Source organism: Tetragenococcus halophilus (assembly GCF_001712815.1).
Classification (GTDB): Bacteria; Bacillota; Bacilli; order Lactobacillales; family Enterococcaceae; genus Tetragenococcus; species Tetragenococcus halophilus.
The window spans coordinates 1641279-1656639 of the sequence record NZ_CP012047.1 but is presented as its reverse complement, the minus strand read 5'-3'; the positions used below and the strand labels follow the sequence as shown (position 1 = coordinate 1656639).

Annotated in this window: 18 protein-coding genes and 1 riboswitch; of the genes, 17 read left to right on the top strand and 1 reads right to left on the bottom strand. The window is 35.7% G+C overall.

The annotated features are described in order from the left end of the window. Window positions 1-151 precede the first annotated feature (151 nt). The 9 genes from AC806_RS07850 (at window position 152) to AC806_RS07810 (ending at window position 6837) form a co-directional block, all read left to right on the top strand. Entirely contained in the window at window positions 152-859 is a 708-nt protein-coding gene (locus AC806_RS07850) for an AzlC family ABC transporter permease (protein WP_061840636.1), read from the top strand. Next, a complete protein-coding gene (locus tag AC806_RS07845) occupies window positions 846-1169 on the top strand; it encodes an AzlD domain-containing protein (protein ID WP_014125383.1) in 324 nt (107 codons plus the stop codon). The genes AC806_RS07850 and AC806_RS07845 overlap by 14 nt, the downstream gene beginning before the upstream one ends. A 15-nt stretch (window positions 1170-1184) precedes the next feature. Next, window positions 1185-2048, top strand: coding sequence for a CvfB family protein (locus tag AC806_RS07840; RefSeq protein WP_014125382.1), 864 nt, complete (start codon window positions 1185-1187; stop codon window positions 2046-2048). Between the two features lie 100 nt (window positions 2049-2148). Beyond that, entirely contained in the window at window positions 2149-2607 is a 459-nt protein-coding gene (fur, locus tag AC806_RS07835; RefSeq protein WP_014125381.1) for a ferric iron uptake transcriptional regulator, read from the top strand. Between the two features lie 309 nt (window positions 2608-2916). Further along, complete coding sequence (gene xerD / locus AC806_RS07830; RefSeq protein WP_014125380.1) at window positions 2917-3807, top strand: site-specific tyrosine recombinase XerD; 891 nt, start codon at window positions 2917-2919, stop codon at window positions 3805-3807. A 38-nt stretch (window positions 3808-3845) separates the two neighbouring features. Next, window positions 3846-4613 carry a segregation/condensation protein A gene (locus tag AC806_RS07825; protein WP_069029115.1) on the top strand — a complete coding sequence of 256 codons (768 nt, stop codon included), beginning with the start codon at window positions 3846-3848 and terminating at the stop codon, window positions 4611-4613. After that, window positions 4606-5196 carry an SMC-Scp complex subunit ScpB gene (scpB, locus tag AC806_RS07820; RefSeq protein WP_069029114.1) on the top strand — a complete coding sequence of 197 codons (591 nt, stop codon included), beginning with the start codon at window positions 4606-4608 and terminating at the stop codon, window positions 5194-5196. The genes AC806_RS07825 and scpB overlap by 8 nt, the downstream gene beginning before the upstream one ends. After that, window positions 5197-5919, top strand: a complete 723-nt coding sequence (locus tag AC806_RS07815) for a pseudouridine synthase (RefSeq protein WP_014125377.1) — start codon at window positions 5197-5199, stop codon at window positions 5917-5919. A gap of 50 nt (window positions 5920-5969) precedes the next feature. Beyond that, window positions 5970-6093, top strand: a riboswitch (FMN riboswitch). A gap of 141 nt (window positions 6094-6234) precedes the next feature. After that, on the top strand, window positions 6235-6837 hold the full coding sequence (locus AC806_RS07810; protein ID WP_061840634.1) for an ECF transporter S component: 603 nt from the start codon (window positions 6235-6237) through the stop codon (window positions 6835-6837). 207 nt (window positions 6838-7044) lie between these two features. Here the strand turns inward: AC806_RS07810 and AC806_RS07805 are convergent, their stop codons facing one another. Next, window positions 7045-7260 (bottom strand): ferredoxin, encoded by a 216-nt coding sequence (locus AC806_RS07805; protein ID WP_014125375.1) that lies wholly within the window; start codon window positions 7258-7260, stop codon window positions 7045-7047. A 27-nt stretch (window positions 7261-7287) separates the two neighbouring features. Here AC806_RS07805 and AC806_RS07800 point away from each other — a divergent pair, with 27 nt between their 5' ends. From AC806_RS07800 to AC806_RS07765, 8 genes are all read left to right on the top strand, one after another. After that, entirely contained in the window at window positions 7288-8298 is a 1011-nt protein-coding gene (locus tag AC806_RS07800; protein WP_014125374.1) for a YpbB family protein, read from the top strand. Further along, window positions 8292-9704 carry a RecQ family ATP-dependent DNA helicase gene (locus AC806_RS07795; protein WP_061840633.1) on the top strand — a complete coding sequence of 471 codons (1413 nt, stop codon included), beginning with the start codon at window positions 8292-8294 and terminating at the stop codon, window positions 9702-9704. Before AC806_RS07800 ends, AC806_RS07795 begins: the two co-directional genes overlap by 7 nt. Window positions 9705-9760: 56 nt before the next feature. Then, window positions 9761-10525 (top strand): SAG1386/EF1546 family surface-associated protein, encoded by a 765-nt coding sequence (locus tag AC806_RS07790; RefSeq protein ID WP_061840632.1) that lies wholly within the window; start codon window positions 9761-9763, stop codon window positions 10523-10525. Between the two features lie 73 nt (window positions 10526-10598). Beyond that, complete coding sequence (gene cmk, locus AC806_RS07785; protein ID WP_014125371.1) at window positions 10599-11285, top strand: (d)CMP kinase; 687 nt, start codon at window positions 10599-10601, stop codon at window positions 11283-11285. Further along, window positions 11282-11686, top strand: coding sequence for a DUF4430 domain-containing protein (locus AC806_RS07780; RefSeq protein ID WP_061840631.1), 405 nt, complete (start codon window positions 11282-11284; stop codon window positions 11684-11686). Before cmk ends, AC806_RS07780 begins: the two co-directional genes overlap by 4 nt. Before the next feature lie 176 nt (window positions 11687-11862). Continuing rightward, a complete protein-coding gene (rpsA, locus tag AC806_RS07775; protein ID WP_061840630.1) occupies window positions 11863-13080 on the top strand; it encodes a 30S ribosomal protein S1 in 1218 nt (405 codons plus the stop codon). Between the two features lie 226 nt (window positions 13081-13306). After that, window positions 13307-14617: a ribosome biogenesis GTPase Der gene (gene der, locus AC806_RS07770; RefSeq protein WP_061840629.1), complete on the top strand. Its 1311-nt coding sequence runs from the start codon at window positions 13307-13309 to the stop codon at window positions 14615-14617. Window positions 14618-14802: 185 nt separating this feature from the next. Continuing rightward, entirely contained in the window at window positions 14803-15132 is a 330-nt protein-coding gene (locus AC806_RS07765; protein WP_157978101.1) for an HU family DNA-binding protein, read from the top strand. Window positions 15133-15361 lie beyond the last annotated feature (229 nt).

Genomic DNA, 15361 nt, shown 5'->3' with positions numbered 1-15361 from the left:
TCATATAAAATGAAAATGATAGACCCCTTTTAACGTATGATAATTATTTGTTCTTCTCTTAATGAAAATAAGTAGAAATCCTCTTGTTTATCCTCTTTAGTTTCGATATGATGTTAAGAAAATAAAGGGTAAAACTAGAAAGGGCATTTTTATGGAAGAAGTGAAATATGAAACGTTTGTAGATGGGATGAAAGCTTGTGTACCTACGATTTTGGGTTATCTGGGAATCGGCTTTGCTTTAGGTGTTGTGGGTAAAGGTGTTGGTTTATCTGTTTTTGCTATTTTTTTAATGTCTGTCATTGTTTATGCTGGCAGTGCTCAATTTATCATTTGTGGTTTAATAGCGATTCAAGCCCCTATTACTTCCATTATTGCTACGGTCTTTTTAGTAAATCTTCGTCATTTTTTGATGAGTCTTTCGGTGGCTCCTTATTTTCGTCAAGCTTCATTATTGGAAAATGTAGGCATCGGTACCTTACTAACAGATGAATCTTATGGTGTTTTGACAATGGCATTAAAAAGAATGGGAAAAGTAAGTGTTGCTTGGACAAATGGATTAAATATTTGTGCTTATTTGACGTGGATTGTCGCAACAGTATTGGGAGGTCTATTAGGAAACTTTATCCCGGAACCAGAGATTTTTGGATTAGACTTTGCTTTGGTGGCAATGTTTTTAGGGCTTTTTTTATTTCAAGTGGAACTACCATTAAAAACTAAAACTAGACAAACTTTGCTTGTTCTACTGAGTGTTATTCTAGTATTATATCTATTGATATGGCTGACAACTCCTGAAATTGCAGTGATTGTTTCGGCTCTTGTAGGCTGCTTGGTGGGGGTGATAACACATGATAAGTATTGAATATTTGTATTTGATGCTAGGTTGTTTTGTCGTTACCTGGATACCTCGAATTTTACCCTTTGCTTTTGCTAAAAAAATGCAATTTCCAGAAAAATTTCGTTTGTTTCTTGATTATCTACCATTGTGTATCTTGGCGGCTTTACTCGTTCAAAACTTATTAAGTGTCCCAACAGGTAAAGCGCCTATATTAAATATTCAAGAAACAATTGCATGTATCCCTGCTCTAATTGTGGGAATTTATACAAAAGATTTGATGAAAATCGTTGTCACAGGTATTATAGCAATAGCACTTATTCGTTTTTTTGTTTAAAGGAGAAAAAATTTTATGAATGAATTACTTGCAACTGTCTTTACTGGGATCGTTACTGATGAAAATGATCATCATTACTTTGTCCAAAAAAACGGTCAAACTTTTAAGTTAAATAAAGAAGAAGGAAACCACGCTTTAGGAGAAGCAGTTGAGGGTTTTGGTTATTTGAATCAAAAAAAGGAAGCTTCTTTTACTACTGAAATCCCTAAAATTAGAAAGGGTCACTACGCTTTTGCGCCAGTGACTGATGTGCGTCGTAATTTAGGGGTGTTTGTTGATATTGGCTTACCTGACAAGGATATTGCTGTTTCTTTAGATGAACTTCCTACAATGCACGAGCTATGGCCAAAAAAAGGTGATCGTTTGATGATTGCTTTAGTTGTTGATAAAAAAGAGCGTATTTGGGCATCTTTAGCAGAGGATAAGAATTTTCAATCATTGAAAAAAATAGCGAATGAAAATATGCATAATAAAGATATTTCAGGTACAGTTTATCGTCCCAAAATTGTGGGTACTTATCTGCTAACAGATGATTATTATATAGGCTTTGTTCATCCTTCTGAAAGATATATGGAACCTCGTTTAGGAGAACATGTTTCAGGGCGGGTCATTGGTGTGCGACCAGATGGTGTATTAAATATCTCGTTAAAACCTAGAGCCTACGAAGCGATTCCTGATGATGCGGCGATGATATATGCTTATTTAAAACAAAGACCTGGACAAGAAATGCCTTATACAAACAAAACGCCTCCAGAAGATATTAAGCAATTATTTGGTATTAGTAAAGCACAATTTAAACGTGCGTTAGGACATTTGATGAAACAAGGTTTAATTGTGCAAGAAGAGGGTCTAACAAAAATGGTACAAAATTCTAATTGAGAACGCTTGTTTATTTTCTCTTTCTATTTTATACTTATTTTAAAGTTTCACTAGCTATTCTATTTTTAGATTATAATAATTATAAATAGTGGAGGTTATTATGAGTACCGTAGAAACATTGAAAAAGACCAAAAAACAACTTCATGAATCAGGATTTAAACTGACACCGCAAAGAGAAGCGACTTTACTTGTTTTGTTAGAAAATGAAAAAGATCATTTATCAGCAGAAGAAATCTTTTTCTTTGTTAAACAAAAAAATTCAGATATCGGTTTAGCTACGGTATATCGAACACTAGATATCTTAGTTGATCTAAAGATCGTAGATAAAATTAGTTTTGACGATGGGGTTGCGCGTTATGATCTTAGAAAAGAAGGAGCTAAACATTTTCATCACCACTTGCTCTGCCTTGAATGTGGAAATATTGAGGAAATTAATGAAGATCTATTAGGGAATGTGGAAGAAATTGTTGAAAAGAATTTTCATTTTGTTGTAAAAGATCATCGCCTTACTTTTCACGGAATATGTCAAAACTGTCAAAATAAAGCCAAAGAAAGCTGACATTCAGCTTTCTTTTTTGCTGTGAATCACTACGATTTAGCGACCAAGGGGAGCTAAGAGTAGATCCTTCAAGGCCTTAGCGACTTGTCGCTTAGACCTTGATGAGATCGAAGCGAAAGCGAAGAGATGAACAGTACTAGGGCGGGCGGAAGCGAGGCGTAGTGTCCTTTATTTTAGAATAAGATTTATGTCTAATGTAATTTTATTTGAAGATGAAACATATAAAGTGATAATTTTTTGCTAAATTGATTGCAGTTTCGCTTTGTTTTGTGAGATAATTCAAAAGCAAACTGAGAAGGTGGGAAATCAATGGATGAACAAGTAACAGATTATTTACACTACCTTTTGATCGAACGAGGTCTTTCTAGTAATACTAGGAAGAGTTATCAGCGAGATTTAGAGCAGTATCTTGCATTTTTACATGAAAAAGAAATTACGGATTGGCAGAATGTGGATCGTTATACGATTGTTTCTTTTTTACAGCTTTTACAAAATGAAAAAAAATCTGCAGCGACTCTAACTCGTATGGTAACAAGCTTACGGCGTTTCCATCAATTTCTTAGACAAGAGCGCTATACTGATCATGATCCGATGCAACATATTGATTCACCTAAAAAAACACAGAAACTACCTGATACACTAAGCCTTAGTGAAGTGGAACGTTTAATTGAGACACCTGACACTAAAAAAGTACTAGGTATCAGGGATCGTACAATTTTAGAAGTAATGTATGCAACAGGACTACGTGTAAGTGAATTAATTGGTTTGAAATTAAATGATTTGCACTTGGCCATGGGATTAATGCAGACTACAGGAAAAGGCGATAAGGAGCGAATTGTCCCCTTAGGTGATATGGCGATTCATTGGTTGGAAACTTACTTGGAAGAAGCACGGCCAATATTGTGCCAAAAACATCCTGAAGAGGAATACTTATTTGTGAATGGGCATGGAACAAGTCTTTCTCGTCAAGGGATTTGGAAAAACTTAAAAGCCTTGGTCTTAAAGGCAGGGATTATGAAAAATGTTACGCCCCATACTTTGCGCCATAGTTTTGCTACTCATTTGTTGGAAAATGGTGCAGATCTTCGGACCGTTCAAGAACTTTTAGGTCATGCGGATATTTCCACCACCCAAATCTATACACATATCACCAAAAAACGAATGACTGATGTGTACAAACAATATTTTCCCCGTGCTTAAATAGTTAAATGTATAAAGATAACGGATGAGGAGCAATCATGGAAGAGATTAAAGTGAAATTGGATGTATTTGAGGGACCTTTGGATCTATTATTACATTTGATTAAAACATTAGAAATAGATATTTACGATATTCCGATTGCACAAGTTACTGATCAGTATATGAACTATATTCATGCAATGGAAAGTTCGCAACTGGAAGTGGCAGGAGATTATCTTGTGATGGCAGCTACATTAATGTCTATCAAAAGTCAGATGCTTTTGCCCAAACAAGAACTAGATGATGATGAGGATACTTATGAAGAAGATCCTCGAGAAAACTTAGTTGCGCAATTACTAGAATATCGAAAATACAAATATGCAGCTGGGCAACTTTGGGAAAAAGCTGAAGAACGAAGTCATTATTTTACCAAAGAACCTATGGATATGGATGAATATAAAGATGAGGAGACATCGCTTGAGGCAAATCAATTTAATACGATCGATTTATATCTAGCTTTTCAATCTATGTTAGAAAAAAAGAAAAAAAGAAAAGTGCTAAAAACAACGATCGCTGCTGATGAAACGAGTATTGATGAAAAAATACGTACAATCGAGACACAACTTTATCAGCGAAAAAATGCGCGTGGCGGTTGTTTGCTGGATAGCTTTATGGATAATTTTGAAACCAGTGAAATTGTGGTAACATTTATTGCATTATTAGAATTAGTTAAGAGCCGAAAAGTTAATGTGACGCAAAATGTTAATTACAAAGACATCCTGCTTTATCCAGTGTATGAAGATGAAGGAGAGCGTTTAAATGGATAACATGGGGAAATTAGAAGCCTTGCTTTTTGCAGCAGGTGATGAAGGGGTACGTTTAGAAGAACTGAGTTTTCTGATTAATCAACCGGCGTCTAAAGTTTATCAATTAATTCAGACATTAAACGAAAAATATCAAGATGATCGCAGTTCTTCTTTAAACGTTCTTGAGTTAGGAAATCACTTTGTTTTAACGGCTAAAAAAGCGTATGCGCCCATTTTAAAAGAATACGCTAAATCTCCGATAGCCAATCGCCTTTCTCAGGCGGCACTTGAGACTTTGTCGATTATTGCATATAAACAACCGATTACTCGCATGGAAGTAGATGATATAAGAGGTGTGCAATCTTCTGGATCTGTACAAAAATTAGCGACCAACCGTCTAATTGAAGAAAAAGGACGGGTAGAAGGTCCTGGTAGGGCTATTTTGTATGGAACTACGGAATATTTTATGGATTATTTTGGATTAAAATCTATGGAAGAATTACCAGATATTCAAGCGATGGAAGAAGAGTTATCAGCTGATATACCACTTGATTTATATGCCGATCGTTACGAAGAACCAACAGAAGAAAAAGGAGATAGTTAAATGCAACGATTACAAAAAGTGATTGCCCATGCTGGTATTGCTTCTAGAAGAAAAGCAGAGGAATATATCACACAAGGGCGTGTGAAAGTTAACGGAGAAGTGGTCAAAGAGTTGGGGGTTCAGGTAGCTAAAAAAGATCAAGTTGAAGTTGATCAAGTACCTATCTACCAAGAAGAACCTGTTTACTTTATGTTTTATAAACCACGGGGCGTTATTTCTGCGGCTTCAGATGATAAAAATCGTACGGTTGTCACAGATTATTTTACAGAAGTAAAAGAACGGATTTATCCGGTTGGCCGCTTGGACTATAATACTTCTGGATTGTTGCTTTTGACAAATGACGGTGATTTTTCGCAAAAGTTAATGCATCCCAAATATGAGATAGACAAAGTCTATATTGCTAAAGTAAGTGGCATTGCAACAAACAAAAAACTATCACCTCTTAGCAAAAAAATGCATATCGAGGGGAAAACATTAGCTCCAGCAAAATTTGAAATTTTATCAAGTGATAAAAAAGCACAAACGAGTATTGTTCAATTGACCATTCATGAAGGTCGCAATCACCAAGTAAAAAATATGCTAAAAGCTTGTGGTTTTCCAGTTGAAAAATTAAAGCGTGAACGTTATGGACATCTGACACTAGAAAACTTACAAGTTGGAAAATATCGCGAATTGAATAAAAATGATGTGAATCGTTTAATTGAAGAAACAAAAATAAAATAGTTGAAATTATTGTTCGTTCATGTATAATGAAGTTGAAAAAAATAATAAAGGTTCGTCTTCAGGGGCAGGGTGCAATTCCCGACCGGTGGTAAAAGTCCACGAACTGCTTGTTACAAGTGGTTGAATCGGTGCAAATCCGATACCGACAGTACAGTCTGGATAAAGAAGATAGAGCATATTTGGTTTAGCTGACTTTTGTTAGTACAAATACTCTATTCTCCCTTGGGAAAATAGAGTATTTTTTTTTTTTTTTATTAACAATATAAAAACCAATAGGTTCGATTGAAGATGAATCCTTGAAATAGGAGGATTTATATGCACAGTAACGCTCGAAAAATGGTGACAGTAGCGATGTTTGCAGCAATGGGTTTGGTGTTACAATATATTGCGTTTCCAGTTATGCCAGCTTTTGGATTTTTAAAGATAGATTTTAGTGATATCCCAGTGATTTTGAGTATGTTTTTATTTGGACCGGTTAGTGGAATCTTGACTGCTTTTCTTCGCTCGTTTTTGCACCTTATCACAACTGGTCTTGCGCCACAAAATATTGTAGGGGATGTTGCTAGCTTTTTAGCAACAACTGTTTATTGTCTGCCAGTTTATTACTTCTTTAATAAAGGAGCAAACTTACGAAACAAAATTTCAGGAACCCTTTTAGGTATACTTTCCATGACCTTGTTTATGAGTGTTGCTAACTACTTTGTTATTACACCTTTATACTTGAGGTTTTTCCAATTATCAGTAGATGAAATGCTGGGTATGCCATTGGCAAATTATGTAGTGTTAGGAATTTTACCATTTAATTTAGTAAAAGGTGGACTGGTAAGTGCTGTATTCTTAGTTCTGCACGCTAAGTTACTCCCATGGATCAGTAGAAAACAAAATCATTCAACGCCTCATTCCTCAACCATTAAATAGAAAAAATCTTATAAAACTAACTAGCCAGTTAAACAAAAACAATGTTTAGCTGGCTATTTCTATCTATTATCAACTTGTTTCATAATGAGTAGAGAAAGAAGGTATTACTAAAAAAGGGAGACACCCCCTTAAAAAATAAATAACTAAAGGAAAATTTACTTTGACTTTATTTCAGAGAAGAAAATTTTGTGTATAATAGATATAGGATTATTTTTCTAACAAAATTGCTCTTACTGGGCATCGCTTATAAGCTTTAATGACATCTTCTTGATCTTTAACAGCGATAAACTGTTGATAGGCTTTGGGCTCTTGAGAAAACAAGACAACACCGTTATCATCATAATCAAAAACTTCTGGTGCGTATAAGGCGCATAAGCCGCAAGCGATGCAGCGTTCTGGGACAATTTTACATAATCGTGACATTTGCTCACATTCTTTCTGGAGGATTATATGGATGAATTTATTTTATCGTTGTTTATAGCAGATAACAAGTTGAAAAAAACTACTCTTTACCAGCTGTTAGTGGGAAAACACACGACTTCTGTCTTATGTTATGCTTATTTTCACGACCTTTTGCCTTTTTTTTCAGTCTTTCCTAGTTTAAAAGAAGAAGAATTTTACCAAATATTAGCAAAAATAAATAAACAAGGCTACATAAAAGAAGAAAAGCAGCAAATAAGTCTAGTAAAAAATTTGTATTCGTCTAATTTGTTACAAACGCCTGCTTTTCAACCATTGAATTTTTTTAAATTTGGAAGAAAAGAAGAAGTATGCTGGCGTTCTGTACGTTTTCTATTACAGGCGGTATCATTTTTGGGAAAAGAAACAAACTATGTTCCTCTAGAAAACGCGCCTATTTATACGCAAAGAGTTCGGACAGTCATTCACCAGTATAATGGCAATTTAGCTGATACTTTGTATCAGGAAACAGCAGAAATACTAGAAGTTTTATCAGAAGAACATGCGGATTTATTAGCACAAACACTTTCAGGTTACCAGCAAGAAGGGGCGGCCTTTTTTCAATTAGTGGCGGATAAATACACACAATATCCATGGTTGGATCTATATAAATCGGCAGCGATCCATCATTTTTTAGCTCAAATGATTAAGCATCCAGAGTATTTATTATATAAGTTTTTACGTCCTTTTCTTTTGCAAAATTATAACCAAAGTATGTTAAAAACTCGCAAGTTAATTCAGCAAGGATGGTCTCTTGATAAAGTGATGCAACAGCGAAAATTAAAAAAAGGTACGATTCAAGATCATCTGATAGAATGGGCGCTAGCAGATTCAGCCTTTCCTTTTTCCAACTTTTTCTCACAAAAAACTCAAAAAGAGTTAGAAAAATTGCCCATAAATTCTTTTGCTTATCCCTTTAAAGAATTAAAAGGGGACTTTAATGCAAGTTTTTTGGAAATTCGACTCTATCAAATATGGAGGAAAAAAGAATCACTATGTTAGAAGAAACATTATATCGTTACTTTCGCTATAAAAGTTTTCGTCCTGGTCAAAAAGAAACGATAAATTCATTACTAGAAGGAAACGACAGTTTAGCTATACTTCCAACTGGTACAGGAAAGAGCCTTTGTTATCAGCTGCCTGCATATTTAAGAGAGGGCACAGTACTGATCGTTACTCCTTTAATTTCTTTGATGGAAGATCAACTGGCTTCTTTACAAAGAAATGGTGAAAAACGAGGCGTGCTTTTAAATGGTAATTTGAATGAACAAGAGAAAATGTATGTATTGGACCATTTTTCTAGTTATAAATTTGTTTTTTTAAGCCCGGAAATGCTTATGCAGGAAAAAATATTATCAAAATTACAACTTTATCATATTGCTTTATTTGTTGTTGACGAGGCCCATTGCATTTCGCAGTGGGGAATTGATTTTCGACCTGAATATAGGAATTTAAAACAAGCTAAAAAACGTCTACATAACCCTGTGACGCTAGCTTTGACAGCAACAGCTACTGATGAGGTAAAAACAGAAATAAAAAACTTATTGTTAAGTAAAAATACTGTAGAACACTGCTATTCTGTCGATCGTCCTAATGTCTCCTTGTCTGTCATACATACACAGGCAAAATTGACGGATTTGAAAAAACTGCTGGATAAAGCTTACGGTTCAGTACTTATTTATTGCGCAACAAGAAAAAAAGTAGAGGAAGTCTATGATCGCTTAAAAAACGATTATATTATCGGCTACTATCATGGTGGATTGGATAGCAGCCAGAGAAGACTTCTGCAGGAACAATTTATTAATGATCAGCTACAAATCTTAGTCTGTACAAATGCGTTTGGTATGGGCGTTGATAAATCTGATATTCGTTTAGTGATTCATTATGAACTACCTGATAGCTTAGAAAATTATATGCAAGAGATTGGTAGAAGTGGTCGCGATCAAAAACCTAGCAACGCAGTTCTTTTATATCAAGAAAAAGATGAAAAAATTCATCATTTTATGCAGCAACAAGCACAACAAGAGCGTCAATTTTTTGAATTTTATTTAGATCAGCAATTACTGAGCAAATTAACCGAGCTGCAAGAAAAATGGTTACAACAAATTAAAGTTTCAGACCAAGATAGTTTTCTTACACAATTGAGACAAAACGAAACAGAAAAGCAGAAAAAACTTAAACAAATGCTTGATTATATTTATTTTGATGGCTGTAGGCGAGAATTTTTATTGAGTTATTTTGGAGAAACATTAACAAAAATTCCTGAAAGGTGTTGTGATTTTCATGGAATAAAAGAAGTAATTGATGATAAAAAGGAATACTGTTTTTCGGTAAATAAAACACACTGGCAAGAAATTTTACTAAAAATGTTTAAAGAAGAAAATTCACAACAATTTAGGAAGACATAAAGAGACAACATATGGTATAATACAGCGGAAAGATAGTGAGTGGGAGGTCATTTAAAGTGAGTAGAAGAGATAGAAGAAATAAAGAATCACAAGGGCAAGAACCATGGGAACAACCCATCTATGATACAGAAAATGAGGATGAAAATTCATCGCGTTCTCAACAACGTCAACAAAAGAAAGGAAGTAGCGGCTTTTTAACGATTGTTGTCGTTTTATTGGTTTTAATTATTGCTGTACCAACTGTTGCTGGTTTATGGGTGATGAGTCGTAATAATGATACTGAAACTGTTGCTAACACCGAACAGACTTCGACAAGTACAACTGAGTCAACGACATCAACAACTACAGAAGAGTCTTCGACAGAAAGTAGTTCCACTGAGGAAAGTTCTTCTGAAGAGCCAGAAGAAAACGAAGATGAGCAAGTTGCTGAAGATGACCAACAAGCAGCTGGGAATCAAGATCAACAACAAGCTGCAGAAGATGACCAACAAGCCGCGCAAGATCAAGGGCAACAAGGCCAAGGGCAAGAAGGTCAAAATCAACAAGATCAAAATCAAGGACAAGGTCAACAGGGCCAAGGACAAGGTCAACAAGCTCAAAATCAAGGACAAGGTCAACAAGACCAAGGCCAAGATCAAGATCAACAAGGCCAACAAGATGATCAAGAAGGCGGCGAAGGTTATGCGACAGTTCAATCTGGGGATGGATTACAACAAGTAGCTGAAAGAAATGGAATGAGCGTAGAAGAACTTGCCGAATTAAACGGGATGGATCCAAGTAATTTCCATATAAATCCTGGACAAGAGTTAAGAACTAGATAAAAAAGCCGCTCATGCGGTTTTTTTATCTATCTATAAACTTTAAAATTTTCAAGTTTAGGCGAGGAGAAACGACATGCATGAAATCAATATAGCTATTGACGGTCCAGCATCTTCTGGAAAAAGTACAGTTGCTAAAATTATCGCACGAGATTTTGGGTTTATTTATACGGATACAGGGGCGATGTACCGCAGTGTTACTTATTTGGCTTTAAAATATCAAGTATCTTTTACAGATGAAATGGCCCTGGTTGAATTAATTAAAAATTATCCAATTACTTTTAAGCAAACAGAATACGGACAACTAGTATTTGCAAATGGTCAAGATATTACAAAAGCGATTCGTGAACCTGAAGTAACCAATAATGTTTCTGAGGTTTCAGCTTTTCCTAGCGTCCGCGCTCATTTAGTTAAAGCACAGCAAGAGATTGCTAAACCAGGGGGTGTGGTGATGGATGGAAGAGATATTGGCACAACGGTCCTTCCAGAGGCTGAGGTAAAAATTTTTTTAGTTGCTTCAGCTCGTGAGCGAGCAAAAAGGCGCTATAAGGAGAACCAATCCAAAGGAATAGAAAGTGATTTTGAAACCTTAAAAAAAGAAATTGAACAACGTGATTATACTGATTCACACCGCAACGCTTCTCCATTGAGACAAGCTGAAGATGCCATTTTAGTTGATACAACTGGGATGTCCATCGATGAAGTGGTGACGGCGATCAAAAGCGTGGTAAAAGAAAAAAAGTGTAAGGGGGAATTTGGATGAAGAAAAAGTTTGTCGCAGGTATTGCTTTTTTCAGTGCTTTGTTTATCGTTGGTTGTTCAAACGAACAAGATGCAGCTGACACAAGTGAAGCCACAAGCCAAACAAGCCAAGCACAAGAAGAAATTACCGCGACAGTTGAGATCGAAGATGAAGATCAAACGGTCGATGAAAAAGAAATAGAGACAACAACAGATGAAACACTCATGGAAGTTATGCAAGATAATTTTGATATTGAAGAAGATAGTGGTATGATTACAACAATTGAAGACATCGAACAAGATGAGGGCGAAAACATGTATTGGACATACACTATAAATGAGGAAATGGTCAATACTGGCGCTGATGAAACCACGCTAGAAGATAACGATCAAGTTGTCTTTACTTACGATAAAATGGAATAGTTATAAGTGATAAAATTATTTCAGATAAATGATGTGATTAATTTGTAAGAAGCCTGTGAAATGTAAATTCAGACTTTTCAATAAAAATATACAGAAATCGCTTTATTTTTTTATTATTATAGCATAGACTAAAGAGTGAAGTGTTTTTTAAATCGTTGGTTAGGAGGACATAAGTTATGACAGAATTTGAAAATAATAACTTTGAAGAAAACGGTGGAACGATGGAAGATGCGTTAAATGCTGTTCACGATGTAAAAGTTGGGGACATTGTAAAAGGTGAAGTGCTTGCTTTAGAAGATAGACAAGCGATCATCGGAATTGAAGGTACAGGTGTTGAAGGTGTAGTTCCTGCTAAGGAATTATCGACTTTACCTGTCGAAGACATCAATGAGGTAGTAAAAGTTGGAGATGTGCTTGATCTTGTCGTTATTTCATCCATTGGAAAAGACAAGGAAAATGGTAGTTATTTACTTTCCAAACGTCGTCTTGATGCGAAAAAGGTTTGGGAAGAAATTGAAGAAAAATACCAAAATGGTGAAACAATTGAAGCCCCAGTAACAAACGTTGTTAAAGGTGGTCTTGTTGTTGACGTAGGTGTACGTGGTTTTGTGCCAGCTTCTATGGTTGAAGACTACTTTGTTGACGATTTTAATGAATATAAAGGAAAAACATTAGAATTCAAAATTATCGAAATTGAACCTTCAGAAAATCGCTTGATTTTATCACATAAGGCGATTGTCGAAGAAGAAAAAGAACAGAAGAAAGCAGAACTACTTGCTTCTATTTCAGAAGGTGATGTCATCGAAGGGACAGTGGCTCGCTTAACTGATTTTGGCGCCTTTATCGATCTAGGTGGCATTGATGGCTTAGTTCATGTTTCTGAAATTTCACACTCACATGTGGGTAAACCTAGTGATGTGTTGAGTGTTGGCGATAAGGTGAATGTAGCAGTTCTATCAGTCGATCCAACGACCGAACGTGTTTCTTTATCCATTAAAGATACATTACCTGGTCCTTGGACTGATATTGAAGAAAAAGCACCTAAAGGAGCTGTTTTAGAAGGCACTGTAAAACGTTTAACAAGTTTTGGTGCTTTTGTCGAAGTATTCCCAGGCGTAGAAGGCTTAGTTCATATTTCGCAAATTTCGCATAAGCATATTGCGACACCGCATGAAGTGTTATCAGAAGGCGATCAAATCCAAGTGAAAGTCTTAGATGTTAACCCTGAAGAACACCGTATTGCTTTAAGCATTAAGGCACTGGAAGAAAAACCGGAAGAAACAGAAGAATCATATGAACCTGAACCTGAAGATTATCAAGACGCTGAAGACGGATCAGGATTTACTATGGGAGATATTTTGGGTGAAACATTAAGGGATGACGAAGAAGAGTAGTTATCACACGTTTATAAAAAAGGCTGTTTTAAACAGTCTTTTTTTTATGAAAAAATGAAATGTTTAAGAGTACTTGCAAGTTTAAGTTTCATTGGGTACACTGGTTAAGTTAAAAAAGTTATCGCATAACGAAAAAGGAAGTTGCGTATTTTTATCGTTTCGGCTATAAGTGCTAGCTATTTTCGTATACAAAATTCGTTGTGCAGTTCAAGATGGAGGGAAGAAAATGGCAAATCCAACGATAGCGATTGTTGGCCGACCAAATGTTGGAAAGTCAACGATTTTTAACCGAATTGCTGGAGAACGTATTTCGATAGTAGAAGATACGCCAGGCGTAACTCGTGATCGTATTTATACAAAAGGTGAGTGGCTAAACCAGGAATTCAACATTATCGATACAGGTGGGATTGATTTAAGCGATGAACCGTTTAAAGATCAAATTAAACACCAAGCAGAGATTGCTATTGAAGAAGCTGACGTTATCCTTTTTGTCACGAGCATTCGTGAAGGGGTAACAGATGCGGATGAAACAGTAGCGCGTATTTTATATCAAAGCAATACACCAGTAGTATTAGCAGTTAATAAAGCAGATAATCCTGAACTGCGTAACGATGTTTTTGATTTTTATACCTTAGGGTTAGGAGATCCTTATCCAATTTCAGGTAGTCATGGTATCGGTCTTGGTGATGTTTTAGATGAAGTCGTCAAATACTTTCCTGAAGAAGAAAGTAACAAAGATGAATCAATGATTTATTTTAGTTTAATTGGTCGACCAAATGTGGGAAAATCTTCTTTGATCAATGCGTTATTAGGGGAAAACCGCGTGATTGTTTCAGAGATCGAGGGGACAACGCGCGATGCGGTTGATACTCGCTTTGTCAGCGAAAGTGGCCAAGAATTCACTATGATAGATACTGCTGGCATGCGTAAACGCGGGAAAGTTTATGAAAAAACAGAAAAATACAGTGTAATGCGTGCGATGACAGCTATTGATCGTTCAGATGTGGTTTTAATGGTCTTAAACGCAGAAGAAGGGATACGAGAACAGGACAAGAAGGTTGCTGGCTATGCGCACGAAGCAGGCCGTGCGATTATAATTGTCGTAAATAAATGGGATTTATTAAAGAAAAAAACGGATACCATGCAGAAATTTGAAAAAAAGATTCGCAATGAATTCTTATATCTAGATTATGCGCCAATTATCTTTGTCTCAGCAGAAACAAAGCAAAGATTAAACCAGCTTCCTGATTTAATTGAACGCGTCGGGATGAATCAGAACCTTCGTGTCCCGTCGTCTATCTTAAATGATGTCATTATGGATGCTGTAGCAATTAATCCAACGCCCACTGATAAAGGTAGACGCTTGAAAATCTTTTATGCAACACAAGTGGCAGTGAAGCCACCAACTTTTGTGGTTTTTGTGAACGATGAAAATCTGATGCATTTTTCTTATGCCCGCTTTTTAGAAAATCAAATTCGTCGAGCATTTGAATTTGAAGGGACCCCTATACGGATTATTCCACGTAAGAGAAAGTAAAGATTTTACCACAGTTTTTGGCTTTTGGCAAAAGAATATCTTTTTTTCTAAATAAATAGCAAAAAAAGAAAAAAATAGCCTCAAAATGGCGAAAATCCTTGATATTAAAAGGTTCTTATGATAACGTTATAACAGAATATTGATCGAATATATCAATATTTGTCACGGGATTTTGAGTGATTCAAATGAACGTGATTTATACCGAAACATCATTATATTTTCAGGAGGTGATTCCATCCATGGCAAATAAAGCAGAATTAATCGAAAAAGTTGCAGAAGCGACTGATTTGACTAAAAAGGACGCAACTGCAGCAGTTGATGCTGTGTTCACAACGATTCAAGATTCTCTAGCTAGCGGCGAAAAAGTTCAATTGATCGGTTTTGGTAACTTCGAAGTACGTTCTCGCGCAGAACGCAAAGGACGTAACCCACAAACTGGTGAAGAAATTAAAATCCCAGCAAGCAAAGTACCAGCATTCAAACCTGGTAAAGCGTTAAAAGACGCTGTAAAATAAAACTTGTATCTTAAAAGACCCTTGATCTCTCAAGGGTCTTTTTGTTAACCAAATTTGCAGACTCAAGTCCTGCCAAAAAAAGTGTAAAACTTTGGCTTTTGTCCATCAATTAAGAAAATGAAGGTGTACCTTTTTATCTAAGTTTCCCTGCCTTTTTGTTTAAATGATGAAATTTCTCAAACGAACTATATTCGTGATATAATAAATATATGTAAACAAAGGCGGGGAA

Excerpts from the sequence above, each read along its gene's own strand:
- AC806_RS07805 (WP_014125375.1), bottom strand. The coding sequence starts at position 7,260 with ATGTCACGATTATGTAAAATTGTCCCAGAACGCTGCATCGCTTGCGGC.
- cmk (WP_014125371.1), top strand. The coding sequence starts at position 10,599 with ATGCATGAAATCAATATAGCTATTGACGGTCCAGCATCTTCTGGAAAA.
- AC806_RS07795 (WP_061840633.1), top strand. The coding sequence starts at position 8,292 with ATGTTAGAAGAAACATTATATCGTTACTTTCGCTATAAAAGTTTTCGT.
- AC806_RS07845 (WP_014125383.1), top strand. The coding sequence starts at position 846 with ATGATAAGTATTGAATATTTGTATTTGATGCTAGGTTGTTTTGTCGTT.
- rpsA (WP_061840630.1), top strand. The coding sequence starts at position 11,863 with ATGACAGAATTTGAAAATAATAACTTTGAAGAAAACGGTGGAACGATG.
- fur (WP_014125381.1), top strand. The coding sequence starts at position 2,149 with ATGAGTACCGTAGAAACATTGAAAAAGACCAAAAAACAACTTCATGAA.
- AC806_RS07840 (WP_014125382.1), top strand. The coding sequence starts at position 1,185 with ATGAATGAATTACTTGCAACTGTCTTTACTGGGATCGTTACTGATGAA.
- AC806_RS07765 (WP_157978101.1), top strand. The coding sequence starts at position 14,803 with ATGAACGTGATTTATACCGAAACATCATTATATTTTCAGGAGGTGATT.
- AC806_RS07815 (WP_014125377.1), top strand. The coding sequence starts at position 5,197 with ATGCAACGATTACAAAAAGTGATTGCCCATGCTGGTATTGCTTCTAGA.
- der (WP_061840629.1), top strand. The coding sequence starts at position 13,307 with ATGGCAAATCCAACGATAGCGATTGTTGGCCGACCAAATGTTGGAAAG.
- xerD (WP_014125380.1), top strand. The coding sequence starts at position 2,917 with ATGGATGAACAAGTAACAGATTATTTACACTACCTTTTGATCGAACGA.
- AC806_RS07800 (WP_014125374.1), top strand. The coding sequence starts at position 7,288 with ATGGATGAATTTATTTTATCGTTGTTTATAGCAGATAACAAGTTGAAA.
- AC806_RS07780 (WP_061840631.1), top strand. The coding sequence starts at position 11,282 with ATGAAGAAAAAGTTTGTCGCAGGTATTGCTTTTTTCAGTGCTTTGTTT.
- AC806_RS07825 (WP_069029115.1), top strand. The coding sequence starts at position 3,846 with ATGGAAGAGATTAAAGTGAAATTGGATGTATTTGAGGGACCTTTGGAT.
- AC806_RS07810 (WP_061840634.1), top strand. The coding sequence starts at position 6,235 with ATGCACAGTAACGCTCGAAAAATGGTGACAGTAGCGATGTTTGCAGCA.
- AC806_RS07850 (WP_061840636.1), top strand. The coding sequence starts at position 152 with ATGGAAGAAGTGAAATATGAAACGTTTGTAGATGGGATGAAAGCTTGT.
- scpB (WP_069029114.1), top strand. The coding sequence starts at position 4,606 with ATGGATAACATGGGGAAATTAGAAGCCTTGCTTTTTGCAGCAGGTGAT.